This is a genomic window from Umezawaea sp. Da 62-37 (assembly GCF_032460545.1).
In the GTDB taxonomy this organism is placed as follows: Bacteria; Actinomycetota; Actinomycetes; order Mycobacteriales; family Pseudonocardiaceae; genus Umezawaea.
Genome location: NZ_CP135965.1, coordinates 1,928,919 through 1,955,347, shown reverse-complemented (window position 1 = coordinate 1,955,347; position 26,429 = coordinate 1,928,919). Strand labels below are relative to the sequence as shown.

General features: G+C 73.9%; 29 protein-coding genes. 19 read left to right on the top strand and 10 right to left on the bottom strand.

Annotated features, from left to right (window positions below):
- Nucleotides 1-2: 2 nt before the first annotated feature.
- From RM788_RS08360 to RM788_RS08345, 4 genes are all read left to right on the top strand, one after another.
- Nucleotides 3-827 (top strand): class II fructose-bisphosphate aldolase, encoded by an 825-nt coding sequence (locus tag RM788_RS08360; RefSeq protein WP_315930984.1) that lies wholly within the window; start codon nt 3-5, stop codon nt 825-827.
- Entirely contained in the window at nt 828-2,132 is a 1,305-nt protein-coding gene (locus RM788_RS08355) for an alpha-glucosidase/alpha-galactosidase (protein WP_315930983.1), read from the top strand.
- A gap of 99 nt (nt 2,133-2,231) precedes the next feature.
- Nucleotides 2,232-2,993 (top strand): DeoR/GlpR family DNA-binding transcription regulator, encoded by a 762-nt coding sequence (locus RM788_RS08350; RefSeq protein WP_315930981.1) that lies wholly within the window; start codon nt 2,232-2,234, stop codon nt 2,991-2,993.
- Between the two features lie 141 nt (nt 2,994-3,134).
- Nucleotides 3,135-3,935 (top strand): GAF domain-containing protein, encoded by an 801-nt coding sequence (locus RM788_RS08345; RefSeq protein ID WP_315930979.1) that lies wholly within the window; start codon nt 3,135-3,137, stop codon nt 3,933-3,935.
- A gap of 114 nt (nt 3,936-4,049) precedes the next feature.
- On the opposite strand, the gene RM788_RS08340 is transcribed toward RM788_RS08345, so the two are convergent.
- A complete protein-coding gene (locus RM788_RS08340) occupies nt 4,050-4,205 on the bottom strand; it encodes a hypothetical protein (protein ID WP_315930978.1) in 156 nt (51 codons plus the stop codon).
- A gap of 245 nt (nt 4,206-4,450) precedes the next feature.
- Complete coding sequence (locus RM788_RS08335; RefSeq protein ID WP_315930976.1) at nt 4,451-4,939, bottom strand: hypothetical protein; 489 nt, start codon at nt 4,937-4,939, stop codon at nt 4,451-4,453.
- Between the two features lie 142 nt (nt 4,940-5,081).
- Here RM788_RS08335 and RM788_RS08330 point away from each other — a divergent pair, with 142 nt between their 5' ends.
- Nucleotides 5,082-6,047, top strand: a complete 966-nt coding sequence (locus RM788_RS08330; protein ID WP_315930975.1) for a zinc-binding dehydrogenase — start codon at nt 5,082-5,084, stop codon at nt 6,045-6,047.
- A gap of 3 nt (nt 6,048-6,050) precedes the next feature.
- Here the strand turns inward: RM788_RS08330 and RM788_RS08325 are convergent, their stop codons facing one another.
- Nucleotides 6,051-7,013 carry a helix-turn-helix transcriptional regulator gene (locus tag RM788_RS08325; RefSeq protein WP_315930973.1) on the bottom strand — a complete coding sequence of 321 codons (963 nt, stop codon included), beginning with the start codon at nt 7,011-7,013 and terminating at the stop codon, nt 6,051-6,053.
- A 63-nt stretch (nt 7,014-7,076) separates the two neighbouring features.
- Here RM788_RS08325 and RM788_RS08320 point away from each other — a divergent pair, with 63 nt between their 5' ends.
- The 8 genes from RM788_RS08320 (at nt 7,077) to RM788_RS08285 (ending at nt 12,957) form a co-directional block, all read left to right on the top strand.
- Nucleotides 7,077-7,487 (top strand): VOC family protein, encoded by a 411-nt coding sequence (locus RM788_RS08320; protein WP_315930972.1) that lies wholly within the window; start codon nt 7,077-7,079, stop codon nt 7,485-7,487.
- A gap of 79 nt (nt 7,488-7,566) precedes the next feature.
- Complete coding sequence (locus RM788_RS08315; RefSeq protein WP_315930971.1) at nt 7,567-7,773, top strand: hypothetical protein; 207 nt, start codon at nt 7,567-7,569, stop codon at nt 7,771-7,773.
- The gene (locus RM788_RS08310) at nt 7,773-9,020 is read left to right on the top strand and encodes a cupin domain-containing protein (protein WP_315930969.1); all 1,248 of its coding nucleotides are present in this window, start codon (nt 7,773-7,775) and stop codon (nt 9,018-9,020) included. The genes RM788_RS08315 and RM788_RS08310 overlap by 1 nt, the downstream gene beginning before the upstream one ends.
- On the top strand, nt 9,017-9,892 hold the full coding sequence (locus RM788_RS08305; RefSeq protein ID WP_315930967.1) for a ferredoxin family protein: 876 nt from the start codon (nt 9,017-9,019) through the stop codon (nt 9,890-9,892). Before RM788_RS08310 ends, RM788_RS08305 begins: the two co-directional genes overlap by 4 nt.
- Nucleotides 9,893-9,963: 71 nt before the next feature.
- Nucleotides 9,964-10,323: a lycopene cyclase domain-containing protein gene (locus RM788_RS08300; RefSeq protein WP_315930965.1), complete on the top strand. Its 360-nt coding sequence runs from the start codon at nt 9,964-9,966 to the stop codon at nt 10,321-10,323.
- 10 nt (nt 10,324-10,333) lie between these two features.
- Nucleotides 10,334-10,651 carry a lycopene cyclase domain-containing protein gene (locus tag RM788_RS08295; protein ID WP_315930963.1) on the top strand — a complete coding sequence of 106 codons (318 nt, stop codon included), beginning with the start codon at nt 10,334-10,336 and terminating at the stop codon, nt 10,649-10,651.
- A complete protein-coding gene (locus RM788_RS08290; RefSeq protein ID WP_315930962.1) occupies nt 10,652-11,377 on the top strand; it encodes a class I SAM-dependent methyltransferase in 726 nt (241 codons plus the stop codon).
- Nucleotides 11,374-12,957: an FAD-dependent oxidoreductase gene (locus RM788_RS08285; RefSeq protein WP_315930961.1), complete on the top strand. Its 1,584-nt coding sequence runs from the start codon at nt 11,374-11,376 to the stop codon at nt 12,955-12,957. Before RM788_RS08290 ends, RM788_RS08285 begins: the two co-directional genes overlap by 4 nt.
- Here RM788_RS08285 and RM788_RS08280 read toward each other — a convergent pair.
- Nucleotides 12,906-13,883 carry a DUF5914 domain-containing protein gene (locus RM788_RS08280; RefSeq protein ID WP_315930959.1) on the bottom strand — a complete coding sequence of 326 codons (978 nt, stop codon included), beginning with the start codon at nt 13,881-13,883 and terminating at the stop codon, nt 12,906-12,908. The genes RM788_RS08285 and RM788_RS08280 overlap by 52 nt on opposite strands.
- Nucleotides 13,884-13,901: 18 nt before the next feature.
- On the bottom strand, nt 13,902-14,834 hold the full coding sequence (locus tag RM788_RS08275; RefSeq protein WP_315930958.1) for a phytoene/squalene synthase family protein: 933 nt from the start codon (nt 14,832-14,834) through the stop codon (nt 13,902-13,904).
- 181 nt (nt 14,835-15,015) lie between these two features.
- Here RM788_RS08275 and RM788_RS08270 point away from each other — a divergent pair, with 181 nt between their 5' ends.
- On the top strand, nt 15,016-16,122 hold the full coding sequence (locus tag RM788_RS08270; protein ID WP_315930956.1) for a polyprenyl synthetase family protein: 1,107 nt from the start codon (nt 15,016-15,018) through the stop codon (nt 16,120-16,122).
- 10 nt (nt 16,123-16,132) lie between these two features.
- Entirely contained in the window at nt 16,133-17,608 is a 1,476-nt protein-coding gene (gene crtI / locus RM788_RS08265; protein ID WP_315930954.1) for a phytoene desaturase family protein, read from the top strand.
- Between the two features lie 4 nt (nt 17,609-17,612).
- Here the strand turns inward: crtI and RM788_RS08260 are convergent, their stop codons facing one another.
- Both RM788_RS08260 and RM788_RS08255 read right to left on the bottom strand, forming a co-directional pair.
- Entirely contained in the window at nt 17,613-18,230 is a 618-nt protein-coding gene (locus RM788_RS08260) for a GNAT family N-acetyltransferase (protein WP_315930953.1), read from the bottom strand.
- Nucleotides 18,227-18,790: a mycothiol transferase gene (locus RM788_RS08255; RefSeq protein ID WP_315930952.1), complete on the bottom strand. Its 564-nt coding sequence runs from the start codon at nt 18,788-18,790 to the stop codon at nt 18,227-18,229. The genes RM788_RS08260 and RM788_RS08255 overlap by 4 nt, the downstream gene beginning before the upstream one ends.
- Before the next feature lie 54 nt (nt 18,791-18,844).
- On the opposite strand from RM788_RS08255, the gene RM788_RS08250 reads away from it, so the two are divergent.
- Nucleotides 18,845-19,846, top strand: a complete 1,002-nt coding sequence (locus tag RM788_RS08250) for a helix-turn-helix transcriptional regulator (protein ID WP_315930951.1) — start codon at nt 18,845-18,847, stop codon at nt 19,844-19,846.
- A 109-nt stretch (nt 19,847-19,955) separates the two neighbouring features.
- Nucleotides 19,956-21,548, top strand: coding sequence for a phytoene desaturase family protein (locus RM788_RS08245; protein WP_315930950.1), 1,593 nt, complete (start codon nt 19,956-19,958; stop codon nt 21,546-21,548).
- Here the strand turns inward: RM788_RS08245 and RM788_RS08240 are convergent.
- From RM788_RS08240 to ligD, 3 genes are all read right to left on the bottom strand, one after another.
- Nucleotides 21,539-21,937 carry an SRPBCC family protein gene (locus RM788_RS08240; RefSeq protein WP_315930949.1) on the bottom strand — a complete coding sequence of 133 codons (399 nt, stop codon included), beginning with the start codon at nt 21,935-21,937 and terminating at the stop codon, nt 21,539-21,541. The two genes, RM788_RS08245 and RM788_RS08240, sit on opposite strands and share 10 nt — an antisense overlap.
- Before the next feature lie 85 nt (nt 21,938-22,022).
- Nucleotides 22,023-22,373 (bottom strand): STAS domain-containing protein, encoded by a 351-nt coding sequence (locus RM788_RS08235; RefSeq protein WP_315930948.1) that lies wholly within the window; start codon nt 22,371-22,373, stop codon nt 22,023-22,025.
- A gap of 434 nt (nt 22,374-22,807) precedes the next feature.
- On the bottom strand, nt 22,808-24,799 hold the full coding sequence (gene ligD / locus RM788_RS08230; protein WP_315930946.1) for a DNA ligase D: 1,992 nt from the start codon (nt 24,797-24,799) through the stop codon (nt 22,808-22,810).
- A 178-nt stretch (nt 24,800-24,977) separates the two neighbouring features.
- Between ligD and RM788_RS08225 the strand changes: the two genes are divergently transcribed.
- Complete coding sequence (locus tag RM788_RS08225; RefSeq protein ID WP_315930945.1) at nt 24,978-25,511, top strand: toxin-antitoxin system HicB family antitoxin; 534 nt, start codon at nt 24,978-24,980, stop codon at nt 25,509-25,511.
- 60 nt (nt 25,512-25,571) lie between these two features.
- Nucleotides 25,572-26,417 carry a DUF4097 family beta strand repeat-containing protein gene (locus tag RM788_RS08220; protein ID WP_315930944.1) on the top strand — a complete coding sequence of 282 codons (846 nt, stop codon included), beginning with the start codon at nt 25,572-25,574 and terminating at the stop codon, nt 26,415-26,417.
- Nucleotides 26,418-26,429 lie beyond the last annotated feature (12 nt).

Genomic DNA, 26,429 nt, shown 5'->3' with positions numbered 1-26,429 from the left:
AGATGCCGCTGGTTCCGCTCCGGGACTTGCTCGACCGGGCCGCGCCCACCGCGGCGTTCAACGTGATCCAGATCGAGCACGCGGAGGCCATCGCCGCCGCGGCCGACGAGACGGGCGCCCCCGTGGTGCTCCAGATCAGCGAGAACGCCGTCCGCTACCACGGTTCGCTGGCGCCGATCAGCCGCGCCGCGCTCGCCATCGCCGCGGGGGCGTCCTCGCCCGTCGCCGTGCACCTCGACCACGCCACCTCCGAGGACCTGATCCGCGAGGCCGTCGACCTGGGCTTCGGCTCGGTCATGTTCGACGGGTCCGCGCTCGGCCACGACGAGAACGTGGCCCGCACCGCCGCCGTGGTGCTGCGCTGCCACGGGTACGGCGTGTCGGTCGAGGCCGAACTCGGCGAGATCGGCGGGAAGAACGGCGTGCACGAGCCGGGCACGCGCACCGACCCCGACGACGCCGCCCGCTACGTCGAGGCGACCGGGGTGGACGCGCTCGCCGTGGCCGTCGGGTCGTCGCACGCGATGCTCACCCGCACCGCCACGCTGGACTTCGACCTCATCGCGCGGCTGCGGGAGGCCGTGCCGGTGCCGCTGGTGCTGCACGGCTCGTCCGGCGTGGCCGACGAGCACCTGGCGGCGGCGGTCCGCGCGGGGATGCGGAAGATCAACATCGCCACCCAGCTCAACAAGTTCTTCACCGCGGCGATCAGGGCCGGGCTCGGGGACGATCCCGTCCTCGTCGACCCCCGGCGCTACCTCGGCGCGGGCCGCGAGGCCATGGCCGTCGAGGTGGCCCGCCTCATCCGCGTACTGGAAGGTCGGTAGATGCTCACCATCGCGTTCATCGGCGCGGGCTCCGTCGAGTTCACGCGCCAACTCCTCCGCGACCTCCTGTCGTTCCCCGAACTCGCGGACGTCACCATCGGCCTGCACGACATCGACGGCGAACGGCTCGCGGTCGCCGAGGCGCTGGCCCGGCACACCGCCGAGGCGTGCGGGGCCAAGCCCCACGTCGTCGCCTCGCTGTCCCGCCGCAAGGTGCTGGAGGGCGCGGACGTCGTGATCAACATGGTCGCGGTCGGCGGCCACGCCGCCACCCTGACCGACTTCGACGTCCCCGAGTCGTTCGGGGTGCGGCAGACGATCGGCGACACCCTCGGCATCGGCGGCATCTTCCGCGCCCTGCGGACGTTCCCGCTGCTGGAGGGGCTGGCCGCCGACATCCTCGCGGTCTGCCCGGACGCCTGGCTGCTCAACTACACCAACCCGATGGCGATGAACATCCAGTACCTCGCCGCGGTCGCGCCGAAGGTGAAGGCCGTCGGGCTGTGCCACTCCGTGTACTGGACGATCCGCGACCTCAGCGGGCTGGTCGGCGTGCCTTACGAGGAGGTCGACTTCCTGTCCGCGGGCGTCAACCACCAGGCGTGGATCCTGCGGTGGCAGCACGAGGGGCGCGACCTCTACCCGGCGCTCGACGAGGCGATCGCCGCCGACCCCGAGCTGGCCCGGCGGGTGCGCGTGGACATGTACCGCAGGCTCGGCCACTACCCGACGGAGACCAGCGAGCACTCCTCCGAGTACGTGCCGTGGTACCTGGGGCACGACTCCGAGATCGAGCGGCTGCGCATCCCCGTCCGGGACTACGCGGGGATCAGCGCGGCGAACCTCGCCGAGTACGAGGGGCTGCGCGACCGGATCGGCGCGGGCGGAACCCCGCCGCCGGTCCTCGACGAGGACGCCACCGAGTACGCCCCGCAGGTCGTGCACAGCCTGGTCACGGGTACGCGCCGCACGATCCAGGTGAACACGGTCAACCACGGCCTGATCGACAACCTGCCCGCGGGGGCGGCCGTGGAGGTGCCCGCGACGCTGGACCGCCTCGGCGTGCACCCGCACCGCGTCGGCGCGCTCCCGCCCCAGTTGGCAGCGCTCAACCGCGGCTTCCTCAACGTGGTCGAGCTGACCGTGGCGGCGGCCGTGGAAGGCGATCCCGCGCACGTCCGGCACGCCGCGATGGTCGATCCGGCGACGGCCGCCGCGCTGACCGTCGACCGGATCTGGGACCTGTGCGCGGCGATGACCGCCGCCCACGGCGACCTGCTGCCCCCGGCCCTGCGGGGCACGTGAGGCCCGAGGTGGTGGGCCAGGCCTGAACGCGCATGGGTGGTGCTTGTTTGATGCTTAAATCTGAACGTACGGGCATCACCCATGCACTAAGGTGAGCGAATGCTTCAGCAACAACGCCTGGCCGCGATCCTCGAACGGCTGGCCGACACCGGCTCGGTGAGCGTCGTCGACCTCGCCTCCGAGCTCGGCGCGTCCGTCGCCTCGATCCGGCGCGACCTCCAGTCGCTGGAGGAGCAGCAGCTGCTCAAGCGCACGCACGGCGGGGCGGTCGCGGCGGAGGTCATCTACGAGCTGCCGATGCGCTACCGGGTCGGCCGCCGCGAGCAGGAGAAGCGGCGCATCGCGGAAGCGGCGGCGCTGCGCGTGGACGAGTCCGTGCACTCGGTGGGGCTCAACGGCGGCACGACCACCACCGAACTCGCCAGGCTGCTCGCCACCGGGCGTTCGCTGAAGGTGGTCACGAACGCGCTCAACATCGCCGCCGACCTCTCGGTCCGCCCGATGATCGACCTGGTCGTCACCGGCGGCGGCGTCCGCCAGGAGACCTACGAGCTCGTCGGCCCCATCGCCGACCGCGCCCTGTCCGGCATCAGCCTCGACGTGGTGTTCCTCGGTGTCGACGGCATCGACGCCCGCGGCGGCATCACCACCCACGACGAGGTCGAGGCGCAGACCGACCACTGCCTGATGCGCACCGCCGACCAGGTGATCGTCCTCGCGGACGGGTCGAAGATCGGGAAGCGGGCGTTCTCGCGGATCGCGGACATCGGCGAGGTCAACGTGGTGATCACCGACTCCAGCGCGGCACCGGAGGGCGTGGACCGGCTCCGCGCGGCGGGCGTCGAGGTCGTGGTCGTGTAGTCCTTGTGCGGCAAGGGGGTTGGCGCGAACTCGCCCGATCTCCCGCCGGAGCGGCGGGTATGCGCTCCCACTATCGCATCACCCGCGAATGCAGCGACCTCGACCGCCGCGATCCCGTTGCCACGTCGTATTCTCCGCCCCATGACGCCCGGCGACCACACCGCGCCCGACCGCCTCGCGGCCGTCCGCCGGTACGAGATCCTCGACGCACCCGTGGACGGGACGTTCGACCACGTCGCCGAGGTCGCGGCGGCCACCTTCGACACCCCCATCGCCCTGGTGACCATCGTGGACGCCGACCGCGTCTGGTTCGCCGCCTCGCACGGCATCGAGGGCGTCACCGAGGTCGGCGTGGAACCCGGCCTGTGCACCTCGGCCGTCCTGCGCGACGGCCCGTACGTCGTCGACGACGCCGCGATCGACCCGCGCACCCTCGACCACCCGCTGGTGCGCGGCGAACTGGGGCTGCGCTTCTACGCCGCCGTGCCGATCACCGCCGCGGGCGGCCACCGGCTCGGCACCGTGAACGTCATCGACCGCGAGGCCAGGCAGGCCACCGACGCGCGGCTGCGCACCCTGGCCACTCTCGCCGCCATCGTCTCCGACCACCTCGAACTCCGCCTGGCGGGCCTCGCCGCGGTTCGAGCCGAACAACGACTGCGCCTGGACGCCGAGGAGCGCGCCACCGCCTCGGCCCGCCTCGCCGCCCGGCTCCAGGCGGCCGCGCACGAACACCGCCGGGCGCGCAGCCACCGCGCGACGTGCCAGCTCGGCCGGTCACCGGGCTGCGCTGAACCGGCCGAGCTGAAGGTCGCGGACACCTGGGGCGACTCCGCGTGGGGCTGCGTGCGCCACATCGAGGAGGTCATGGTGAGCGTCCGCTCGGCGTTCATCGCCGACGAGTCGACCACCGGGATCGGCGCTTACCTGACCAGGCTTTGACCTGACCGCAGGGCCTTGTGGGCATATCGGGCCGTTGTGGCGCCGGGAATCCGGTCCCGGTCGACCGCGGTGTTCCACGGCCCGCGTGCCCTGGGACGCGCCGGGAGCGGTGGATCACCCCTCCGCGTTGCCGACGGCCTCGATCCTGATCCGCCCCTTGCTCGTCGACACCCTCCGCGGCGTCACGGTCTCCGTCCCGTCGTCGCGCGTCCTGGCGGCCGGCACGTGCGGGAACGTCTGCCCGCCATCGGTGGAAAACGTGATCCGCACCGCCGTTGCCCAGGGTGCCGCGCCGCGAGCCCCGGTTCCACCGCGGACGTGTCGACCAGTGCGAACCGCTCGAACGTGCCCGTGGGTGTCGGCGGCACGACCTCCGGGTCCGTCGTCCCCGGTCCACGGGTTGTCCGTCGCGGCGGCCGTGCTCATGGGGGCAGCAGTGCGCTCACGGCGACGTCCCGTGGCGGGGAGGACCGCCGGAAGCGCCGGATCGGGCTCCGTCCCGGATGGCGATCGGATCAGCCCTCGTCGCGGGCGGTGAGCCGCACGGGGGCGAGCAGGACCAGTGCGGTCCTGAGGCTGGTCTCGGGGTCGGCCGCGAGGCGGGTGGCCAGTGCGCCCGCGCGTTCGTGCGTCGGCGGCGCGGGCTCGCCCTTGGTCTCGCGCAGGAACGCGGTCATGCCGGGGAAGTCCCGACCCCAGGCGAGGCGGAACCCGTCCGGGTCCCCGGTGTGCTCGCGGGCGCAGGTCTGGAGGTCGTTCGCGTCCAGGTCCGACTGGTCGTCGGCCGTGTCGAGGTCGTGGTCGCGGGAGCCCCAGGCGGTGGTGAGCAGCACCGCGGCCCGCGTCTCGGGGAGGGCGCCGGTCCAGGCGCGGAGCAGTTTGTCCTCAGTGGACGTCCACAGCGCGTCGTGGTCGTGCTGGTCGAGGGCGATGGCCAGGTCCAGGCTCATGTCCGCCACCTGGCCGAAGACCTCCAGGAGCTGCTCGCCGTCGGATCCCGTCACGTGGTTCCTTTCCGCAGGAGGGCCGGTCGTGCGGAGCCTACCCGAGGTGCGGGAACCATGAGCTTGACCAGATCAATGAACTCCTCAATCATCTTCATGAGTTGCTCAAGCATTGGGAGGGGTTTCGTTGACCGTCGACAGGATGACCAGGGTCGTGGTGCGCGCACCCGGCGGCCCGGACGTGCTCCACGTGGAGGAAGTGGCCGCGCCGACGCCCGCGGCGGGGGAGGTCCTCGTGGACGTGGAGGCCTCGGGGGTGGCTTTCGGCGACGTGCAGCTGCGGCAGGGGCGGTTCCCCGGCAAGCTGCCGGTGGTGCCCGGTTACGACGTGGTCGGCCGCGTCTCGGCCGTGGGACCGGAGGTGCGGGGGATCGCGGTCGGGCAGCGGGTGGCGGCGCTGACGGTCACCGGGGGCTACGCCACCCGAGCCGTGGCGCGGGCGGACCTGGCGGTGCCGGTGCCGGATGGTCCGGAGGCGGCGCGGGTGGTGGCGCTGGTGCTGAACTACCTGACGGCGTGGCAGATGCTGCACCGGGTCTCCGGGGTCCGGCCGGGCGGGTCCGTGCTGGTGCTCGGCGCCGCCGGTGGTGTCGGATCCGCTCTCGCGCAGCTCGCGACCAGGGAGGGGATCCGCGTGTACGGCACCGCGTCGGCGAAGCGCCACGCCGCGCTGGTGGCCGCCGGTGTCACCGTCGTCGCCGACCAGGCCGCCGTGCCCGAGCGGGTCGACGCCGCGTTCGACGCCGTCGGCGGGCCGTCGATCGCGGCCAGCAGGCGGGCGACCAAGCGGACCGGGGTGGTGGTCGGGTACGGGATGAGCTTCGCGGTCGCCGCGGACCTGTCGAAGGCGGGCGGCCTCACCCGCGCCGTCGCGGCACTGGCGCGCGCCAAGGTCACCCCCGGTGCGAAGGTGGCCGGCTACCTCGTCGCGTCGAGCGCGGACAAGGACCCGGCCGCCTTCCGCGCCGACCTCGCCCGGTTGGTCGACCTGCTCGTCGACGGCGCCCTCGACCCCGTCGTGACCACCATGCCGTTGGCGCGCGCGGCCGACGCGCACCGCCTGCTGGAGGCGCGCCGGGTCGTGGGCAAGCTGGTGCTCGTGCCCTGATCCTCAGGCCCGCGCGTACCGGCGGGCGAGCTCGTGGCAGGCCTCCCGGAGTTCGCCGGGCTCGGGGTCGGTGATCGCCCCGTCGAACGTCCCCAGGAGGGCCGCCAGCCCGATCCACGACCAGGCGCCCAGCCAGATCCGGGTCGTGTCCTCGGTGACGGCCTCGACGACGGCCCCTCCGGGCGCCCACCGCGCCATCAGGCCCGCGGGCTGCCCGATGACGGCGGTTCCCCGGCACGGCCAGTGGTCGGAGGTGTCGCCGCGGTCGAGCTGGCGCATGACGAAGCGGGCGATGTCCTCCTCGGGCAGCGTCCTGGGCTCGAACGGCGGGCCGTTGGGGGTGCGGGTCCGGACCCGGTCCAGGCGCAGCGTCCGCCAGGCCCCGCCGGTCGGGTCCCACCCCACGAGGTACCAGCGGCCCGCCCAGACGACCAGGTGGTGCGGCTGGACGAGGCGGGCGGGCCCCGGCTGGTGGTCGGGGCCGGTGTAGTCGTAGCGCAGCGTCTCGCTCCGGCGGATCGCCGCGGAGACGGCGAGCAGCGCCGCCGTGCTGACGCTGGGGGCGGCGAGGTCCCACGGGTTGCGGATGGAGGTGATCTCCAACGCGGCCACCTGCGTGCGCAACCGGGAGGGGAGCACGGGGAGGACGGTGTCCAGCGCCCTGGCCGCCGCGTCGGCGAGGCCGCTGATCGTGCGCGGCGCGGCCTGCAGCGCGACGGCGATGGCGACCGCTTGGTCGTCGTCGAAGACCAGCGGGGGCAGCAGCGCGCCCGCTCCCAGGCGGTAGTGCCCGCCCGCGCCCCTGGTCACGTCCACGGCGTAGCCGAGTTCCCGCAGCATGCCGATGTCCCGGCGGACCGTGCGGGACGAGACGCCCAGCTCGTCGGCCAGCGCCGGACCCGTCCACGTGGTGCGCGAGCGCAGCAGCGACAGCAGGCGGAGGACGCGGGCGGAGGTGTCGGGCATGCCGGTGAGATTGGCAGGCGGAGCGGACATCCGCTGTCCTGGTACCGCGCCACAGTGTCGGCCATGACGAACTTCGCGGGCTCCCAGATCGACCACCTCAACATCGCCGTCCCGGACCTGTCCGGCTCCGCGCGTTTCTACGAAGCGGCCCTCGCGCCCCTCGGCATCACCAAGGTCCTGGACGTCCCGGCCGATCCGGCCGCCGACCAGCTGGCCATGGTCGGATTGGGCTGGGGGGACCGCAAACCGTTCTTCTGGCTCGTCGAGAACGGCGCCGTCGGCGCGGGCGTGCACCTCGCCTTCACCGCTTCCAGCCACGCCGAGGTCGACGCGTTCCACGCCGCGGCCGTAGCGGCGGGCGCCACCTCGCTGCGCGAACCCGGCCTCCAGCCCGAGTACCACGCCGACTACTACGGCGCCTTCGTCTCCGATCCCAACGGGATCGACCTCGAGGCCGTGTGCCACGGAGCGTGAACCCACGGACGGGTAACGGCTGGTTTGAGGTCGGCGGACGCGGGCATCCAGGACCACCTTCGATCCACAGGAGACGGACATGAGCCTCAACGACGACGACATCACCGGCACGAACACCCCGGAGGGCCCCGCTGACGGCGGTGCCGACGGTGTGCCGAACGAGCACGACGGCGGCGCGGACGGCGGTGCCGACCAGGACGAGCACGGTCCGGCCGATGGCGGCGCGGGCTCGGTGCCCAACGAGCACGACGGCGGCGCCGACGGTGGTGCGGGCGGCGGGCGTTGATGTCCGCTCCCTCCACCGAGCGCAGCGCTTGCGGGTCTTCGGACCGGCAGGCGCTGCGCCGCTGCGTCGGGGTCGACCCCGACGTCTTCGCGGCCGAGCACTGGGGCCGGGCCCCGCTGTTCACCCCGGCGGCGGACCTGCCGAAGGCGTTCGACGACCTGCTGGACCTGGCCCAGGTCGACGAGCTGCTGTCGCGGCGCGGGCTGCGCACGCCGTTCCTGCGCGTCGCGCGTGACGGGTCGGTGCTCGGGTCGGCGCAGTTCACCCGCGGCGGCGGGGTCGGCGCGGACGTCGCCGACCAGGTCGCCGACGACAAGGTGGCGGCGCTGTTCGCCGAGGGCAGCACGCTGGTGCTGCAGGGCCTGCACCGGTTGTGGCCGTCGCTGATCGACCTCGCGGGCGACCTGAACACCGACCTGGGCCACCCTGTACAGATCAACGCCTACATCACCCCTCCGCAGTCTCAGGGGTTCTCCGCGCACTACGACGTGCACGACGTGTTCGTCCTGCAAGTCGCCGGGCACAAGCGCTGGCGCGTCCACGAGCCCGTGCACCCGGACCCGCTGCGCGACCAGCCGTGGGCCGACCACGCCGCCGCCGTCGCCGAGCAGGCGGGGCGGGAACCGCTCATCGACCGCGTGCTGGCGCCGGGCGACGCCCTGTACCTGCCGCGCGGCTACCTGCACTCGGCCGTGGCGCAGGGGGAGATCAGCGCCCACCTCACCGTCGGCGTGCACGTCGTGACCCGGCACGCGCTGGTGGAGGCGCTGTTCGCGCTCGCGGGCCGGGACGCAGACCTGCGCACGTCGCTGCCGCTCGGTGTCGACCTGGCCGACCCGGAGCAGCTCGCGCCGCACGTCGCCGACGTGGTGAAGCTCCTCGCGGGCGTGCTGGCCGACGCCGACCCGGCCGATGTCGCCGAACGGGTGCGCCGCCACGTGTGGGCGGGGAACCTGCCGAGCCCGGTCGCACCGCTGGCCCAGGCCACCGCCGCGCGCGGGGCCGAGGCGGGCACGTCGGTGCGCTGGCGCCCCGGCCTGCGCTTCCGGCTGGGCGCCGAGGGGGACCGGGTGGTGCTCGAACTGCCGCACAACCGCTTGACCCTGCCATCGTCGACCTCCGCCGCGCTCCACCGGCTGGCCACCGGGGACGTCGTCGTGCTCGGCGACCTGCCCGGCCTGCCGGTCGAGGACCAGCGGGTGCTGGTGCGCAGGCTGCTCAAGGACGGGATCGTGGTTCCGGCGTGACGGGTGAGCGGTGCGCGGACGGGTGCGTCCGCCGTGACGACACCCCGACCGCGACCGCGCCACCGGTGCGCCGCTGGGTGCTGGTGGAACTGCCCGGAGCGTGGGGGCCCGACCCGTTGCGGCGGACCGCGGAGGGCGTGGCGATCACGGCCGTGGCGGGCAGCGCGGGCGCCAGGGTGCTGTTCATCCGGCGGCCGGGCCGCACCGCCGCCGGGAAGCGCAGGCGGTGGGCGTTCGCGGACTCGACACCGGGGCAGGAGCGGATCCTGTGGTCGGAGTTCGACGATCCCGCCGAACTGGCCGACGTCCGGCTGGACGAGGGCGTTCCCTCCGACCGGCCGGTGTACCTGGTGTGCACGCACGGCAAGCACGACCTGTGCTGCGCGGTGCGCGGCCGTCCGGTCGCCGCCGCGCTGGCCGCGGCCCGGCCGGAGGACACCTGGGAGTGCTCGCACGTCGGCGGCGACCGGTTCGCCGCCAACCTGCTCGTCCTCCCGCACGGCCTCTACTACGGCAGGCTCGACGGGAAGACCGCCGTCGCCGTCGCCGAGGCGCACGAACGCGGCCTGGTGCTGGGCCCGGTGTCCCGCGGCCGCTCGTCGATACCCGCGCCCGCCCAGGCCGCCGAGCACTTCGCGCGCGGCCGCCTCGGCGAGGACCGGCTGGACCGGCTCAGCCTGGTGTCGGTGGACCAGGTCGAGCGGCACCGCTGGCAGGTGCGGTTCACCGGACCGGACGTGGTGGTCGACGTCAAGGCCGGGTTCCACCGGGCCGACGGCCCGCTCACCTGCGCCGGGTCGACACCCGGTACCGCGCGGGAGTTCGAGCTGGTCTCGATGTCCGACGGGGCCGGGTCCGACGCGAACAGGTGAGAGGCGGGTCCGCCGTCATGCGGACCTCCGCGACCCGACCTACGGTGGGCGTGAACCACGGAGGTCGGGTGATGGACGGTCGTTGGGAGTACGCGCTCCTGCTGCTCGGATGCCTTGCTGTGACAGCACCTCTGGAGTTCCTCGGCGACGGCGTGTACCGGCGGCCGGCCGAACTGGTCCGCGCGGTCCTCCCGGTCGTGCTGCTGTTCACGGCCTGGGACGTCGTGGCCGTCGCCAGGCGGCACTGGGACTACAACCCGGCGTTCGTCACCGGGCTGCGGCTTCCCGGCGCGCTGCCGGTCGAGGAGCTGCTGTTCTTCCTCGTGGTCCCGCTCTGCGCCGTGCTCACCTACGAGGCCGTGCTCACCATGCGCCCCAAGGGGATCCGGCTCGACGACGCGGTGCCGGACCTGGCCGCGCACCGCGGCTGAAGGGGCGCGGGTGGGCAGGGAGTACCTGGTGGCGGCACTGGCGGCCGCCGTGCTGACCGTCCTCTTCGAACTCCTGGTCCTGCGCACGGGCCTGTTCCGCCGCGCGGCCTACTGGATCGCGATGGGGATCGTCCTCGCGTTCCAGGTGCTGGTGGACGGCTGGCTGACCAAGCTGAGCGCGCCGGTCGTGCGCTACGCGGACTGGGCCATCAGCGGCGTGCGCGTGCCGTGGGACATCCCCGTCGAGGACTTCCTCTTCGGGTTCGCGATGGTGACGCTGACGCTGCTGCTGTGGGAGCGCTCGCGTGGCCGGAAGGCAGGAGTCTGAGTGCGGACCACGACCACGGCGGAGGTGCCCGGCGCGTTCGACGCCGCCGCCCCGGCCTACGACTTCCTGGTGCGGATGAACCCCGGCTACCACGACGCCCTGCGCCGCTCGGCGAGCGGACTGCGGCTGTCCGGAGGCGGCAAGGGCCTGCGGCTGCTCGACCTCGGCTGCGGCACGGGCGCGTCCACCGCCGCGCTGCTCGCCGCGGCGCCGGAGGCCGAGATCGTCGGCGTGGACGCGTCCGAGGGCATGCTGGCCCAGGCCCGCCGGAAACCCTGGCCCGACACGGTGTCCTTCGTGCACGCCAGGGCCGAGGAACTGCTCGCCGCGGGGGTGCGCGGGCCGTTCGACGGGGTCTTCGCCGCCTACCTGGTCCGCAACCTGCCGGACCCGGACCCGGTGCTGGAGGTGGTGCGGGACCTGTTGAAGCCCGGCGCCCCCTTCGTGGTCCACGAGTACTCCGTGCGCGACTCGCTGCCGAGCACGGTGATCTGGACGGCGGTGTGCTGGGCGGTGGTCATCCCCAGCGGCGCCGTCGCCACCCGCACGCCGGGGATCTTCACCTACCTGTGGCGCAGCGCACTCGCCTTCGACGGTGCAGGCGCGCTGCGCGACCGCTTGCGCCGCAGCGGTTTCACCGCCGTCCGCAGCGACACCGTGTCGGGCTGGCAGCGCGGAATCGTGCACACCTTCGTCGGGCACGCCCCCAAGGGAGACCAGGCATGACCACCCGCGACCCCAAGGCAGTCCGCATCCCCGGACCGGTGGGCCGGACGTCGTTCGAGCACGACGAACCCGTGGTGGCGGTGGTGGGCGGCGGGATCGCGGGCCTGTCCGCCGCGACGATCCTCGCCGAACGGGGCGCGCGGGTGGTGCTGTGCGAGCGCGAGGACTACCTGGGCGGCCGGGTCGGCGGCTGGGCGACGGAACTGGCGGACGGCAGCACCGCCACCATGACCCGCGGCTTCCACGCCTTCTTCCGGCAGTACTACAACCTGCGTTCGCTGCTGGGCAGGGTCGACCCGGACGGCACCGCGCTCGTCGGGCTGCCCGACTACCCGCTCTGGCACGCGAACGGCCACCGCGAGGGCTTCGCCGGGCTGCCGCGCGCCGTGCCGTGGAACGCGGCCGCGTTCCTCCGGCGCAGCCCCACGTTCGCGTGGAGGGACCTGCCGTCGGTGAACGCCCGCGCGGCGTTGCCGCTGCTCGACGTGTCGGTGCCGCGCACCTACGACGAGCTGGACGGCCTGGACGCGGCGACCTACCTCGGGCAGGTGCGCTTCCCGCGCGCGGCGCACGCGCTGGCGTTCGAGGTGTTCTCCCGCAGCTTCTTCGCCCACCCGAGCCGGATGTCGGCCGCCGAGCTGGCGACGATGTTCCACATCTACTTCCTCGGTTCGTCCGAGGGGCTGCTGTTCGACGTGGCGGCGGACCCGTTCCCGCACGCCCTGTGGAACCCGCTGGCCCGTTACCTGGACTCGCTCGGCGCCTCGGTGCGGACCGGGACTCCGGTGGAGGGCGTGGAGACCGGCGGCAGGCGGCGGTTCACCGTCCGGCTGCCGGGGGAGTCGATCGAGGCCGACGCGGTCGTGCTGGCCGCCGACGTGCCGGGGCTGCGCCGGATCGTCGGCGCCTCACCGGGACTGGCGACATCCGAGTGGCGGGCGGGGATCGCGGACCTGGAGACCGCGCCGCCGTTCCTGGTGTCCCGCTACTGGCTCGACCGCCCGGTGCGCGCCGACCGGCCCGGATTCCTCGGCACGACGGGGTACGACCTGCTCGACAACGTCTCCGTGCTGAACCACTACGAGCACGAGGCCCGCGCCTGGGCGGCGCGCACCGGCGGTTCCGTGGTGGAGCTGCACGGTTACGCGCTGCCGTCCGACCTGGACCTGGCCTCGGCCCGCGGGCGGCTGTTCGACCAGCTCCACGTGGTGTACCCGGAGACCAAGGCCGCCGGGATCGTGGACGAGCGGCACGAGCTGCGCGCGGACTGCCCGCTGTTCCCGCCCGGCGGGTTCGCGGGCCGCCCCACCGTCGGCACGCCGGACGACCTCCTCGTGCTGGCGGGCGACCTGGTGCGCGTCGACGTGCCGGTCGCGCTGATGGAACGCGCCGCGACGACCGGGTTCACCGCCGCCAACCGGCTGCTCGCCCGGTGGGGCGTGGCCGGTACTCCACTGTGGACGGTGCCAACCTCCGGCCGCGGACCGCTGCTGCGCGCGGCGGCCCGGCGGTGGGGGCGCAACCCGGATCAGCCGGGCAGCCGACCGGTGGCGCGCAACGCGCAGCGCCGCTCGGCGTAGGCCATGTCGTCGCGCCACAACCGCTTCGCGGCCCACCGCATCACCGGCCGCAGCGCGGGCGCGGCCGACCTGGCCACGGCGAACCCCCGCCGGGGCGAGTGCGCGATCGTCGCCTCGACGACGGCCGTGCGCGCGACCCCGTCCGGGCCCGGCGCCAAGGGGGTGGCGTGGGTCTCCACCACGCTGCCCGCGCCCTCGCCCTCGACGATGTGCATCACGATCGTGCGCGGCTCCGGGCAGGTGAACGCGGCCACCACCGGCACGCCCACCCGGCCCGCCAGCCGGAAGGTGACCTCCACCAGGAACTTGTCGTCCCGATCGGTCGGCGTCTCCAGCACGCTCAGGTTCGCGAACGAGTACGGGTGGAACCACGCGCCGTGCCACGGGTCGAGCCGGTTGGCGACCACGTCCTCCGGTTCGCACCGGCCGATCACGGTCGCGACGGCGTCGACCGAGCCCTCCGGCGGGCGGACCGGCAGCACGGGTTCCGGCAGCGGTTCCTCACCGCCGACCTCGTCCAGCCGCACCCACGCCAGCACGCCGTCGTCGTGCGCGGGGTAGGGGCTCCAGCCGCCGAACCGCCTGCCGTCCAGGGCCAGCCCGTGCCACCGGCACACGACCTTGCCCTGGTGCACCGCGCCGTCGCACAGCGGCGCGCCCAGGTGCGGGCACGCGCCGGGCCCGGCGAGCAGTTCGCCACCGGCCCCGCGCCACGCGACGACCTCGCGCCCCGCCACGGTGAGCCCGAAGGGCTTGCCCGCCACCACGTCGCGGCTCGCGCCCAGCACGAACCAGTTCCCCGACGGCCGGGCCAGCGCGCGTTTGAGCGCCGACTCGATGAGCGCGGGCTTCGCGTCGCGCCAGGTCGGCTCCTGCTCCGGCCACGGCCGGCTGCCGAACACGCGCAACGGGATTCGGACGGGCATGCGTGACTCCTCGGGAACTCAGGCCGAGCGGACCAGCACGGACCTGGCCAGCGCGGGAAGGGCGATCGCCAGCCTGCGGCCGCCGGACACGACGACCCGGCCGCCCAGCACGTCGTGGTCGGCCTCCTCGATCAGGTCGAGGATCCGGCCGTACAGCCGGAAGGCCGTGCCCACGCACGGCCTCGACCTCGGCGCGAGCATGGCGATGCCGGGTTCGGCGTCCCGGTACACCGCGCGGGCCCTGGCGACCTGGTGGGCCAGTGCGCGGCGGATGCGCTGGTCGGTCCGGCCGCTCTTGCGGGCGTGCAGCAGCATCTGCCGGTCCACGCCGAAGGCGGCCAGTTCGTCCGCGGGCAGGTAGACCCGGCCGCGGTCGAGGTCCTCGCCCACGTCGCGCAGGAAGTTGGTCAGCTGGAACGCCACGCCCAGCGCCGCCGCGGCGGGCTCCGCCTCCGCCCTCGGCACGCTGGTGCCCAGCACCGGCAGCACCTGGAGGCCGATGACGGCGGCCGACCCGTGCACGTACCGGGCGAGGTCGGCGTAGGTCGGGTAGTCGGTGACCTCGAGGTCCATCCGCATGGACGCCAGGAAGTCGGTGAAGTTCCGGTGGTCGATCCCGTAGCGGCCCGCGGTGTCCACCACCGCCGCGATCACGGGGTCGTCGCTGCGGCCCGCTGCCAGCCCCGCGAGCAGGGTCTCCTCCACAGTGGACAGCTGCGCGGCGCGTTCGGTCGGAGTCCGGCCGTCGTGCACCTCGTCGACGATGTCGTCAGCCCACCGGGCGAACCCGTACAGCGCGTGGACGGCCGGTCGCTGCTCGCGCTTGAGCAGCCGCGTGGCCAGGTAGTAGGTGCGCCCGTGCACGGCGTTGAGCGCACGGCAGCGCGCGTAAGCCTGCCGCAGCACGGGATCCGTGATGGCGGCGGCGTCGAGTTCCCGGTCTACGGACATGGGTGCTCAGGATCCTTCCGCGGGGGCACGGGCCCACGCTAGGGCCCCTCGTCCGGGTTCGCATGACGGACGCTCATCATGCGAACCCGGCTCCGCGCTGTTTAGCTCTGCTGGCCATTCCAGCGATCCGTGCGCCACCGCGGATCCGCTCGCCACCGTCGGCCCACCCCAGGAGGCGATGATGACGACGGCCCCCACCGCCCGCGCGGACGGACCGATCGTGCTCGACGACACCGGCGCCTTCGGGTCGCTGCACGCCGCGCTGGTGGCCTTCTTCGACACCAGGCCGCACGCCGACCTAGCCCCCGAACTGGTCGACGAGCTGTCCCGGCTCGTCCTCGGCGGCGGCAAGCGCGTCCGGCCGACGTTCGCCTGGTGGGGGTGGCGGGCCGCGGGCGGGGCGTCCGACGGGCCCGACGCCGACGCCACCGTGCGCGCCCTGGTCGCGCTGGAGCTGCTCCAGGGCTGCGCGGTCGTGCACGACGACGTGATGGACCGGTCCACGACCCGCAGGGGCAGGCCCGCCGCGCATGTCCGCTTCGCCGCCCACCACCAGCGCGCCCGGTGGGCGGGCGACGGGCGGGTGTACGGCGACTCCGCCGCGATCCTCGTGGGCGACCTCGCCCTCGCCTGGGCGGACGACGCGCTCGTCACCGCGGGCCTGGACGGCGCCGCCCTCGCCCGCGCCTGGGTTCCCTGGCAGGCCGTGCGCACCGAGATGATGGCCGGGCAGCACCTCGACCTGCTCGCCTGCGCCCGGCGGGAGGAGTCGCTGGAGCGGACGCTGCGGGTGGCGCGGTTCAAGACCGCCGCGTACACGGTGGAACGGCCGCTGCACTTGGGCGCCGCCCTCGCGGGAGCGCCCGCGGACCTCATCGACGCGCTGCGCGAGTTCGGCCGCGACATCGGCGTGGCGTTCCAGCTGCGCGACGACCTGCTCGGCGTGTTCGGCGACGCCGAGACCATCGGCAAACCGGTCGGCGACGACCTGCGCGAGGGCAAGCGCACCCCGCTCATGGCCGTCGCGATCGGACTCGCGCGGGCGGCGGGCCGCGCGGACTCCGTCCGGCTGCTGCACTCGTGCCTGGACGGGCCGCACGTCACCGAGCAGACCGTCGCCGACGTCCGGGACCTGCTGCACGACCTCGGAGCCGTGGAAGCGGTCGAGGAGCAGATCGCGGTCCTCACCTCCAGCGCGCTGCGCGCACTCGACCACGCGCGGATGACCGGTCAGGCCAGGGCCGCGCTGCGGCGGCTGGCCACGCTGGTCACCGCCCGCCGAAGCTAGGAGTCCCTTCGTGGTCCACGTTGTCCGAGGCCGGACCGACTCGGTCGTGGTGGTGGGTGCCGGGCTGGCCGGGCTCTCCGCCGCCCTGCACCTGCGCGGCGACGGCCACGAGGTGACCGTGGTGGACAAGGGCGAGGTGCCCGGCGGTCTCGCCGGCAGGCTCGACCTGGCGGGGCACCACCTCGACACCGGCCCCACCGTCCTCACGATGCCGGAGCTGCTCGACGAGGCGCTGGGCGCGGTCGGCGAGACGCTCACCGACCGACTGGAACTGCTGCCGCTGCACCCGGCCTACCGGGCGGCCTTCGCCGACGGCAGCGCGCTGGACGTGCACACCGACCAGGCGGCGATGGAGCAGGCGATCACCGAGTTCGCCGGGGGGACCGAGGCCGACGGCTACCGCCGCCTGCGCAGGTGGCTCACGAACCTGTACGAGGTGCAGCGCGACCGGTTCATCGGCGCGAACTTCGACAGCCCGCTGGACTTGGCGGGCCGCGACCTGGTGGCGCTCGCCGCGATGGGCGGCTTCGGGCGCCTGGACTCCGCGGTCGGCCGGTACCTGCGCGACCCCCGGCTGCGGCGGGTGTTCACGTTCCAGTCCCTCTACGCCGGGGTCGCGCCCGGCGACGCGCTGGCCGCCTACGCCGTCATCGCCTACATGGACACCGTCGCGGGCGTGTGGTTCCCGCGCGGCGGCATGCACGCCGTCCCCACGGCGCTGGCCGCCGCGGCCGAGGCCGCCGGGGTCCGGTTCGTCCACGGCGCCGAGGTCGTCGCGCTCGAACGCTCCGGCGACCGCGTCACGGCCGTGCGCACCGACGCGGACCGGTTCCCCTGCGACGCCCTGGTGCTGGCCACCGGGCCCGCCCAGAGCACCCGGCTGCTGCGCGGCGGGCCCCGCCGACCCCTCGCCCTGCGCTGGTCGCCCTCCGCGGTGGTGGTGCACCTGAGCGCGGACCGCGTCACCGACGAGGTCGCGCACCACACGATCTCCTTCGGCGGGGCGTGGGAGAGCACCTTCGACGAGATCATCGCGCAGGGCAGGCTGATGAGCGACCCGTCCCTGCTGCTGACCACGCCGACGCTCACGGACCCCGACCTGGCCCCGCCCGGCAAGCACACGCAGTTCCTGCTCGCCCCGTGCCCCAACCTCGACGCCGCGGCGATCGACTGGGAGGCCGTCGGCCCCCGCTACGCCGAGGAGGTCGTCGAGGAGGTGGTGCGCCGCAAGCTGGTCGGCTCCACCGCCGACGTCACCCGGCTGGCCGTGGTCACCCCCGACGACTGGGCGCGCGCCGGGCAGGCCGCGGGCACCCCGTTCTCCGCCGCCCACACGTTCGCCCAGACCGGCCCGTTCCGCCCGCGCAACCTGCCGTTCCGGCACGGCAACGTGGTGCTCGCCGGCAGCGGCACCACACCGGGCGTCGGCATCCCGCCGGTGCTCATCTCCGGGCGGCTGGCGGCCCAGAGGCTGCGCAGGGCCTGACCGCTCACCGGTCGAAGTCGACCCGCATGACCACCCGGCGCACGGTCGGGCGGGTGACCGCGGTGAGCCCGGCCTCCTCGAAGACCTGGACGGCGCCCACGTGCAGTTCGCCCCAGGTGATCTCCTTGCCCGGCTGGGTGATCATCGCGTACGCCTCCAGCGCCCTGGCGCCGCGTTCGCGGGCGAAGTCGACCGCGGCGCGGGCGAGCGGGTAGGTGAGCCCGCGCCCCCGGTAGCCCTTGCGGACCACGAAGCAGGTCACCGCCCACACGCCGTCGTCGTCCTTGTCCTCGGCCCGGTCCTTCCACGGGACGCGGGAGGTGCGCAGCTTCGGGTACGCCGTGCGCGGTTCGACCGCCACCCAGCCGATCGGGTCGCCGTCGAGGTAGGCGACCAGTCCGCTGGTGCTCGGGGCGTCCGGGTCGTCGCACCCGGTCTGCTCCCACTGCATCCCGAGGCGCTGCTCCCTGGTGGTGTCGCGGGGCATCCAGCCGACGACCTTGAACCGCTGGCACCGGCAGTGGCCCGAGTAGTCGGCGGTGCCGAACACCGCCGTGAGGTCCTCCTGGGACGACTCGTTGGCGGGGACGATCCTGAGCCGCTCGACGGGGATCGGGGTCATCGCGCTTGCGGCGGGTCGTTGCCCACCAGGCCGTCGAACGCCTCGCGCAGGAGGTCGGCGTGGCCGGTGTGCCGGAGGTACTCCTCGATCAGGTCGATCAGGACGCGGCGCAGGTTGAGGTGCTCGCCGGACGGGAGGGCGAAGCGCGACGGCCGGTCCAGCCCGCCGTCGGCGAGCGCGGTCGCCCACGCGGCGCGGGAGCGCTCCACCGACCGGCTCCAGAGCGCGTAGAGCTCCTCGGGGGAGTCGCCGGCGGCCGAGCGCCACTCCCAGCCGGGTTCGGCGTCGAAGTCGACCGCGTCCCACGGCGGCCCGATCGGCTCGCCGGACAGGTCGCGGGCGATGAACCCGTTCTCGAGCAGCGCCATGTGCTTGAGCAGCCCGCCGAGGGTCATCGTCGACGGCGGGTGCCGCATGTCCAGGCCCGCCGTGTCGAGCCCGCCGCACTTCCAGGCGAACTGGCCGCGCACCCGTTCCAGCGCGAACAGCATCATCTCGGTCTCGCCCGCCGTCGGCGACGGCTCGTGGATCGTGGTGTCCACCAAGGGGGTCTCGGTCATGGCGGGCACGGTAGCCTCCATTCCGGACGTTCCCCTTCCGGATGGCTGGGCGGCATGACCTCCGACACGAGCCCCACTTCGAGAGCGCTGCTCGCGCTCGAACTGCTCCAGGGCGCCCCCGGCATCACCGCGGACCGGCTCGCCGACAAGCTCGGCGTCACGGAACGGGCGGCCCGGCGCTACGTCGGCATCCTCCGCGAGGCGGGCATCCCGGTCGAGGCCGTCCGCGGCCCGCACGGGGGCTACCGGCTCGGGCGCGGCCTGCGGCTGCCGCCGTTGACGTTCAGCGCGGCCGAGGCGCTCGGGCTCGTGATGGCGGTGCTCGACGGCCACCACGACGCGGGCGATCCCGCCGACCCGGTGGGCAGCGCGCTGGGCAAGCTCGTGCGCGCGCTCCCCGAGCAGGTCGCGGCCCGTGCCGAGGCCGTCCGCCGCACCGCGGCACCAGCACCCGACCGCGCCGCCGCCCGACCCGACCCGCACACCACGAGCACGCTTGTGGGGGCCTGCTCCGACCGCAGGCGGGTGCGGTTCGGCTACCGCTCGGAGGCGGGGTCGGAGTGGACCGTCGACGCCGACCCGTGGGCGGTCGTCGTCCGGCACGGCCGGTGGTACCTGCTGTGCCGGTCGGTGGCCAAGGACGCCGTGCGCGCCTACCGGATCGACCGCGTGCGGGAGGTGGACGTCCTCGACGACGTGTTCGAGCCGCCCGCCGACCTCGACCCGGTCGTGGTGCTCGAGGAGCACCTGGGCGCCGGGTGGGACTACGACGTCGAGGTGGTGGTGGACGCGCCCGCCGACACCCTGGAGCGCTGCCTGTCCCGCACCCTGGGCAGGCTCACACCGGTCGACGCCGGGACCACGCGGCTGGTCGGCAGCACCGGCAACCCGCACTGGTACGCCGAGCAGCTCGCCACGATCCCCGCGTCCTACCGGATCGTGCGGGGACCCGAGGTGCGGCACGCCGCGCGCCTGCTCGGCGAACGGCTGCTGGCCGCGGCGGCGGACCCGGATCCCGGACCTGCCGATCCTTCGCGCCGAGAAGCGTCATCCTGACGTGGAACGGGTACTCGACCGGCCGTGACGGTGGTGATCCACCGGAACGACGGCCGGACGACCTCCGCTTCGGCACGCACACCCATCACAGCCAAGGCCGGGAGGCGCAGTGGACGACGACGAGGTCGACGCGGTCATCGTGGGATCGGGCCCCAACGGCCTGGTGGCCGCCAACGTGCTCGCCGACGAGGGCTGGAACGTCCTCGTGCTGGAGGCCGCCGACACACCCGGTGGGGCCGTGCGGACGGCCGAGATCACCGCGCCCGGCTTCCGCAACGACCTGTTCAGCGCGTTCTACCCGCTCGGCGTCGCCTCGCCCGCCTTGACCGCGCTCGGCCTCGACGAACACGGCCTGCGCTGGTCGCACGCCCCCGAGGTGCTCGCGCACGTGTTCCCCGACGACCGGTCCGCGCTGCTGTCGCGGGACCCGGAGCGGACGGCGAAGTCGGTCGGCACGTTCGCGGCCGAGGACGCCGACGCGTGGTTGGAGGAGTTCGCGAGGTGGCGGCGCGTCCGCGACGACGTGCTGGGCTCGCTGCTCGGACCGTTCCCGCCGGTCCGGTCCGGCACGCGGTTGCTGCGCGAGCTGGGGGTCGCCGACGGGCTGCGGTTCGCGCGGATGGCGGTGCAGCCGGTGCGGAGGTTCGGCGACGAGCGGTTCCGCGGCGACGGGGCGAAGATCCTGCTGGCGGGCAACGCGCTGCACACCGACCTCGGCCCGGACCAGGCGGGCGGCGCCGTGTTCGGCTGGCTGCTGGCGATGCTGGGCCAGGACGTCGGCTTCCCGGTGCCCGAGGGCGGGGCGGGGGAGCTGATCGGCGCGCTCGTGCGCAGGCTGGAGTCCCGCGGCGGCCGGGTGCAGTGCGGCAGGCCCGTGCGGAAGGTGGTCGTGGCGGGCGGTCGGGCGCTGGGCGTGCGGGACGCCGAGGGCGGGCTGGTCAGGGCCCGGCGCGCGGTGCTGGCCGACGTGCCCGCGCCCGCGCTGTACCTCGACCTGGTCGGCGAGGAGCACCTGCCCGCCAGGCTGGTCGACGATTTGGCCGACTTCGAGTGGGACGACGCCACGATCAAGATCGACTGGGCGCTGTCCGGACCGATCCCGTGGACCTCGGAGGACGCCCGGCTGGCGGGCACCGTGCACCTGGGCACCGACCTCAACGGCCTGGCGGGCTTCGCCAACGACCTCGCGTGCGACCGGGTCCCGCGCTCGCCGTTCCTGCTGCTGGGGCAGATGACCACGGCGGACCCGACCCGCTCGCCCGAGGGCACCGAGTCGGTGTGGGCGTACACGCACGTGCCGCGCGGCGAGGTGTGGTCCCAGGACCGGCTGCGGCGGCGGGCCGATCGCGTGGAGCAGATCGTGGAGAAGCACGCGCCGGGCTTCCGGGACCTGGTCCTCGCCCGCGCCGTGAGCGGGCCCGCCGAGTTGCAGGAGCGCAACCCCAGTGTGGTCGGCGGTGCCATCAACGCGGGCACGTCGAACATCCACCAGCAGCTGGTGTTCCGGCCGACGCCGGGGCTGTCCCGCGCGGACACGCCCGTCGACCGGCTCTACCTGGCGGGGGCGTCGGCCCATCCTGGTGGCGGCGTGCACGGGGCGTGCGGCGCGAACGCCGCCCGCGCCGCGCTGGCCCGTGACGGCCACGCCGGTGGCGCCTACCGCGCGGTCATCGGCGCGGCCCTGCGGGCCGTCTACCGGTGACCGCCGCGCACCACCACGTTCCGAAGGCGGAGCAGGGCCTCCCGGTTGCGCGGTCGCGGCGCCGGGGCCCGCACCGCCTCCGGCACCAGTGAGCCAGGGCCCCGCACCGCTTTCTCCGCCATCCTGACCCTCATGCCGCCCTCGGTGGCGGTCAGCTCGAACCGGATCAGCGCGGTGCCGGCGGGCCGCGCCTTCGCGTGCGGCTCCAGCGAATCGCCCGGCACCACGGACCGCACCGCGGTCTCGTCCTCGAGCTGCGACGGCCACGTGCCGACGCTGTGGTGGATCCTGGTCCCGACCACGGGCCGGCCCTCGTCGACGTCGCGGATGTGCGCGGCGCTCACGACCCACCCCGCGTAGGTCCAGCCGTCGGCGAGGACGGTGAACACCCCGGCGGGCGGGCGGGGGAGGGCGAGTTCGACGGTCGTCGTACCCGCAGGTGCCCGCGGCGGGCGGCCGGAACCCCGCGCGGCGCTAACGCGGACCGGGGTCGGGGGGGACCGCTTCGGCGATCGAGGCCGCCAGCGTCACGTGGTCGGTGATCCCGGTCAGCGACATCAGCCGGATCACCTGCCGCGAGCCGATCACCCGGACGTCCACGCCGCGGCGGACGACGGTCAGGAACGAGGCGAGGCCCACCGAGTCGCAGAACGGCACCGCGGCCAGGTCGAGAACGACCACGCCCGATTCGGTGTCGATCCGTTCCAGGTGCCAGGCGAGTTTCGGCGCGGTGTCCGCGTCGAGTTCTCCAGCGACCGTCACCAGCACGGCGACAGGGGTGTGCGCCACTTCCACGAAGAAGTCTTCCTCCGACTGCGCCACCACGGGCGGCCCTCCTTCTCTTCGTCCTTGCGGCAAACAGCACTCCGGGTCGAGGTCGACAACGTTGCTGGTCAGCACGGTGGACGCTCGATCCACCGGGCCCGACGGTTGCTGATTAACGCCTTGTGGGCGTTAGTCCGTGTTTTCGCGACGTCGTTCATCACGCAGGAAATATCGCTATCGGTGCTGCGATTCGTTACAGGGTTTTCCGGCTGCGAATAATGGGTAACCATTTCTGGTGAGATGCAGAAGATTGCTGGAACAATGCTCTGACTAGGCATTTTTCGAGTGGACGCGGGGATCGGCACCGGTTCCGGGAGGCCCTGCTCAATGGTCGAGCGCCGTGACCCGTGGGCCCGGCGCTCACCCCCTTCATCGGCCGCCCCGGCCCGCGCCTGTAGGCCTGCACCCCGGTTGTACCCGAACAGAGCAACGCGTCATCGTTCGGGCAGGTCGACGGCGGTGTCCGCCAGCGGTGCGAACAGGTCCCCCAGCGAGGCGACGCGGTCGAGGACGTCCCCGGCGGTGAAGCGGAGGTCGTCGGTGCGCGCGCAGCCGCGGACCTCGTCCCAGGTGATCGGGGCCGACGCGGTCGGGGCGCCCCGGCCGCGCAGCGAGTACGGGGCGACGGTCGTCTTGGCCGGGTTGTTCTGGCTCCAGTCGACGAGCACCCTGCCGGGCCGCAGCGCCTTGGCCATCCTGGCCGTCACGAGGTCCGGCGTCTCGCCCGCCAGCCGTTCCGCCAGCGCCTTCGCGTAGGCCGAGGTGTGCCCGGCCCGCGCGACCCGCACGGCGGCGTAGAGCTGCATGCCCTTGGACCCGCTGGTCTTGGCGACCGGGGCGAGGCCGTCGGCGACCAGCAGGTCGTGCAGCCGCCCGGCGACCCCGGCGCACTCGACGACCGTCGTGCCCGGCCCCGGATCGAGGTCGAACACCAGCCGGTCGGGGAGCTGCCGGGTGCCGTCGGGGCCGACGGTCCACTGCGGCACGTGCAGTTCCAGGGAGGCGAGGTTGGTCATCCAGACCAGGGCGGGCAGGTCGTCGACCAGCGCGTACTCGACGATCTCGCGGCCGGCGCGCGACCCGGTGTTGGGCAGGCGCGCGGTGCGGAGCCAGTCCGGGGCGCCGTCCGGGACGTTCTTCTGGAAGAACCGCTGCCCGTCGACCCCGTCCGGGAAGCGGACGACCGTGACGGGCCTGCCCGCGAGGTGGGGGAGCAGCACCGGCGCGACCCGGCTGTAGTAGTCGATCACCTCGGCCTTGGTGAACCCGTCGTCCGGGTACAGCACCTTGTCCAGGTTCGTCAGCGCGAGCCGCCGCTGCCCGACCTTCACGGCCACCCGTGCCGGCGTCGGGGCGGGCGGCCGTTCCGGCACGGCCCGGCGGCCCGTCGCGGGGGCGAGGACCTCCGACTCGTCGCGGTCCTCGCGCAGGCCGCGCCAGCTGGTGTGCCGCAGCCGCCCGCCGATCCTGGTGAACTGCCGGAACCGGACCTCGCCCACCAGCACGGGGTCGACCCACCGCGCGCCCGCGACGTCCTCGCGCGGCGGCTTGGCCGCGAACGGGTGGGTCCGGCGCTCCATCGCGGAGAACCGGTCGCGCAGCTCGTCGCGCTCCCGGTGGGAGAAGCCGGTGCCGACGTCGCCGAGGTACACCAGGTCGCCGGTGTCCGGGTCGTGCCCGCCGAGCAGGAGCCCGCCCAGCGTGCCGGTGAAGCTCAGCTTGCCGGGCCGCCAGCCGCAGACGACGACCTCCAGCGTCTGCTCCAAGGGGTGCTTGAGCCAGTGGTCCGGCCGCTCGCCGGGGTGGTAGGGCGAGGTCCGCAGCTTCGCGATCAGGCCCTCGTGGCCCTCGGTCGCGAGCCGGTCGAGCAGGTCCGCGGGTGTCAGCCCGTCGGCGGCCAGCTCGTCGAACGTGACCGCCGGGACCACCGACACCAGGTCGGGGTCCGGCATCGGGATCCGGGAGAGCAGCGCGCGCCGCTCGTCGTAGGGCTCGCGCAGCAGCGGGGTGTCACCGAGCCGCAGCAGGTCGAACGCGAGGAACCGCACCGGCACGTCGTCGAAGACCTCGTCGCGCACGATCGAGCCGCTGTGCCTGCGGTAGCGCCCGCGCCGTTCCTGCATCATCCCGAAGTCGACCCGGCCCGCGTCGTCGTGGACGACGATCTCCCCGTCGACCACCAGGGTCCCGCCGCCGAGGACGCCGACCAGCGAGGGGAACTCGGCGGTGAAGTCGATCCCGTTGCGGCTGGTGAGCACCGTCGTGCCGTCCTCGGCGACCCGCATCAGCGCCCGGTAGCCGTCCAGCTTGTGCTCGTACGCCCATTCCGGGCCCGCGCGCAGCCGTCCGCCGTCGGGCTTGGCGAGCATGGGCGGCACCCAGCCCGGAACGGCGTCGGATCCGCCACCACCGGACGCCCGCGCCATGTCCGACCTCCGATGCCCACGACGTCCCCAGTCTGCCCGTCGAGCCCGCCCGAAGGTAACCCGTTCGGCCCAATCTCGCTCGGCATATCCCGTGGTCACGAGGCATCTCGGCCATGATGGCGCCAAAGTGGCGCCATCATGGCTTGCGTCGGCGCCATGTATGCGTCATAGTTGTGCCATGGACCTGAGCACCTACATCGACAACCTGGGTAGCGAACTGGCGCTGCTCGCCGAGACCGGAGGCGAGGAGGCCCGTGCGCTGGTCGAGCGCCTCAGCGGGTCGCTGGAGTCGGCGATCCGGCTGACGCTGCTGGAGACGCTGTCCGCCGCGGCGGACGAGATCACCCTGGACCTGGCGCCGGGCTCGGTCGAACTGCGCCTGCGCGGTCGCGAACCGAACTTCGTCGTCACGCTGCCGCCCGCCGAGCAGCCCGCCGAAGCCGCCGTGCCCCGTGAGCGCGAGATCCCGGCGCGGGTGGAGGAGGCCGTGGCCGGTGCCGACGACGGTGCCACCGCCCGGATCAACTTCCGGCTCCCCGAGCAGCTCAAGGCCTCCATCGAGGAGGCCGCCGCCAAGGAGGGCCGGTCGGTGAACGCCTGGCTCGTGCGGGTGGCCTCGACCGCGCTGCGACCGCCGGACCGGAGCCCGCGCCCCGAGTCGGGCAGCCCCGGCAAGCGCGGGAACAGCCGCTACACCGGCTGGGTGCAGTAGTCCGCCCCTAGCTCTCCCACCTGCAAGAACACCACTCCGACACCATCACAGGGGACAGCCATGCCCATTTTCGACACTCCCGATCCCATCGACGTCACGGTCGACATCCCCAGCGGCGACGTGCGGATCGTCGCGAGCGACCGGACCGACACCGTCGTCGAGGTCCGGCCCGGCGACGAGCGCGACGAGCGGGACGTGCAGGCCGCCGAGCAGACCCGCGTCGAGTTCCAGGACGGGAGGCTGCTGATCAGGACGCCCAAGCAGCTTGGCCTGTCCAACCTCCGCAAGGCCCGGTCGGTCGACGTGCGGATCGAGGTGCCCACCGGCTCGCAGGTGCGGGGCGACACCGGGATGGGCGACCTCCGCCTGACCGGGCGGCTCGGCGAGTGCAGGCTCAAGTCCGGCACCGGCCACATCGAGGTCGACCGGAGCGGGCCGCTGCGCCTGCACACGTCCACCGGCAACGTCAGCGTGGACGCCGTCGACGGCGACGCCGACATCTCCACCTCGTCCGGCACCCTCCGCGTCGGCGAGGTCGACGGGGGCGCGGTCGTCAAGAACTCCAACGGCGCCACCACGATCGGCAGGGTCGCCGGGGACCTGAGGGTGCGCGCGTCCAACGGCGACATCTCCGTCGCCCACGCGGCGGCCGGGGTCGACGCCAAGAGCGCCAACGGCTCGCTGCGGGTCGGCGAGGTGGTCAGCGGCTCCGTGGTGCTCAAGACGTCGATGGGCGACATCGAGGTCGGCATCGCCGGGGACACCGCCGCCTGGCTCGACGTGCACACCTCCGCGGGCCGCGTGCGCAACTCGCTGGACCAGACCGAGGCGCGCCCCGAGCGGGCCAAGACCGTCGAGGTGCGCGCCCAGACCTCGTTCGGCGACATCACCGTCCACCGTTCCTGACAAGGGGAGTCC

Coding starts and splice junctions, on each gene's coding strand:
- RM788_RS08360 (WP_315930984.1), top strand. CDS start 3: ATGCCGCTGGTTCCGCTCCGGGACTTGCTCGACCGGGCCGCGCCCACC.
- RM788_RS08355 (WP_315930983.1), top strand. CDS start 828: ATGCTCACCATCGCGTTCATCGGCGCGGGCTCCGTCGAGTTCACGCGC.
- RM788_RS08350 (WP_315930981.1), top strand. CDS start 2,232: ATGCTTCAGCAACAACGCCTGGCCGCGATCCTCGAACGGCTGGCCGAC.
- RM788_RS08345 (WP_315930979.1), top strand. CDS start 3,135: ATGACGCCCGGCGACCACACCGCGCCCGACCGCCTCGCGGCCGTCCGC.
- RM788_RS08330 (WP_315930975.1), top strand. CDS start 5,082: ATGACCAGGGTCGTGGTGCGCGCACCCGGCGGCCCGGACGTGCTCCAC.
- RM788_RS08325 (WP_315930973.1), bottom strand. CDS start 7,013: ATGCCCGACACCTCCGCCCGCGTCCTCCGCCTGCTGTCGCTGCTGCGC.
- RM788_RS08320 (WP_315930972.1), top strand. CDS start 7,077: ATGACGAACTTCGCGGGCTCCCAGATCGACCACCTCAACATCGCCGTC.
- RM788_RS08315 (WP_315930971.1), top strand. CDS start 7,567: ATGAGCCTCAACGACGACGACATCACCGGCACGAACACCCCGGAGGGC.
- RM788_RS08310 (WP_315930969.1), top strand. CDS start 7,773: ATGTCCGCTCCCTCCACCGAGCGCAGCGCTTGCGGGTCTTCGGACCGG.
- RM788_RS08300 (WP_315930965.1), top strand. CDS start 9,964: ATGGACGGTCGTTGGGAGTACGCGCTCCTGCTGCTCGGATGCCTTGCT.
- RM788_RS08285 (WP_315930961.1), top strand. CDS start 11,374: ATGACCACCCGCGACCCCAAGGCAGTCCGCATCCCCGGACCGGTGGGC.
- RM788_RS08280 (WP_315930959.1), bottom strand. CDS start 13,883: ATGCCCGTCCGAATCCCGTTGCGCGTGTTCGGCAGCCGGCCGTGGCCG.
- RM788_RS08275 (WP_315930958.1), bottom strand. CDS start 14,834: ATGTCCGTAGACCGGGAACTCGACGCCGCCGCCATCACGGATCCCGTG.
- RM788_RS08270 (WP_315930956.1), top strand. CDS start 15,016: ATGACGACGGCCCCCACCGCCCGCGCGGACGGACCGATCGTGCTCGAC.
- RM788_RS08260 (WP_315930953.1), bottom strand. CDS start 18,230: ATGACCCCGATCCCCGTCGAGCGGCTCAGGATCGTCCCCGCCAACGAG.
- RM788_RS08255 (WP_315930952.1), bottom strand. CDS start 18,790: ATGACCGAGACCCCCTTGGTGGACACCACGATCCACGAGCCGTCGCCG.
- RM788_RS08250 (WP_315930951.1), top strand. CDS start 18,845: ATGACCTCCGACACGAGCCCCACTTCGAGAGCGCTGCTCGCGCTCGAA.
- ligD (WP_315930946.1), bottom strand. CDS start 24,799: ATGGCGCGGGCGTCCGGTGGTGGCGGATCCGACGCCGTTCCGGGCTGG.
- RM788_RS08225 (WP_315930945.1), top strand. CDS start 24,978: ATGGACCTGAGCACCTACATCGACAACCTGGGTAGCGAACTGGCGCTG.
- RM788_RS08220 (WP_315930944.1), top strand. CDS start 25,572: ATGCCCATTTTCGACACTCCCGATCCCATCGACGTCACGGTCGACATC.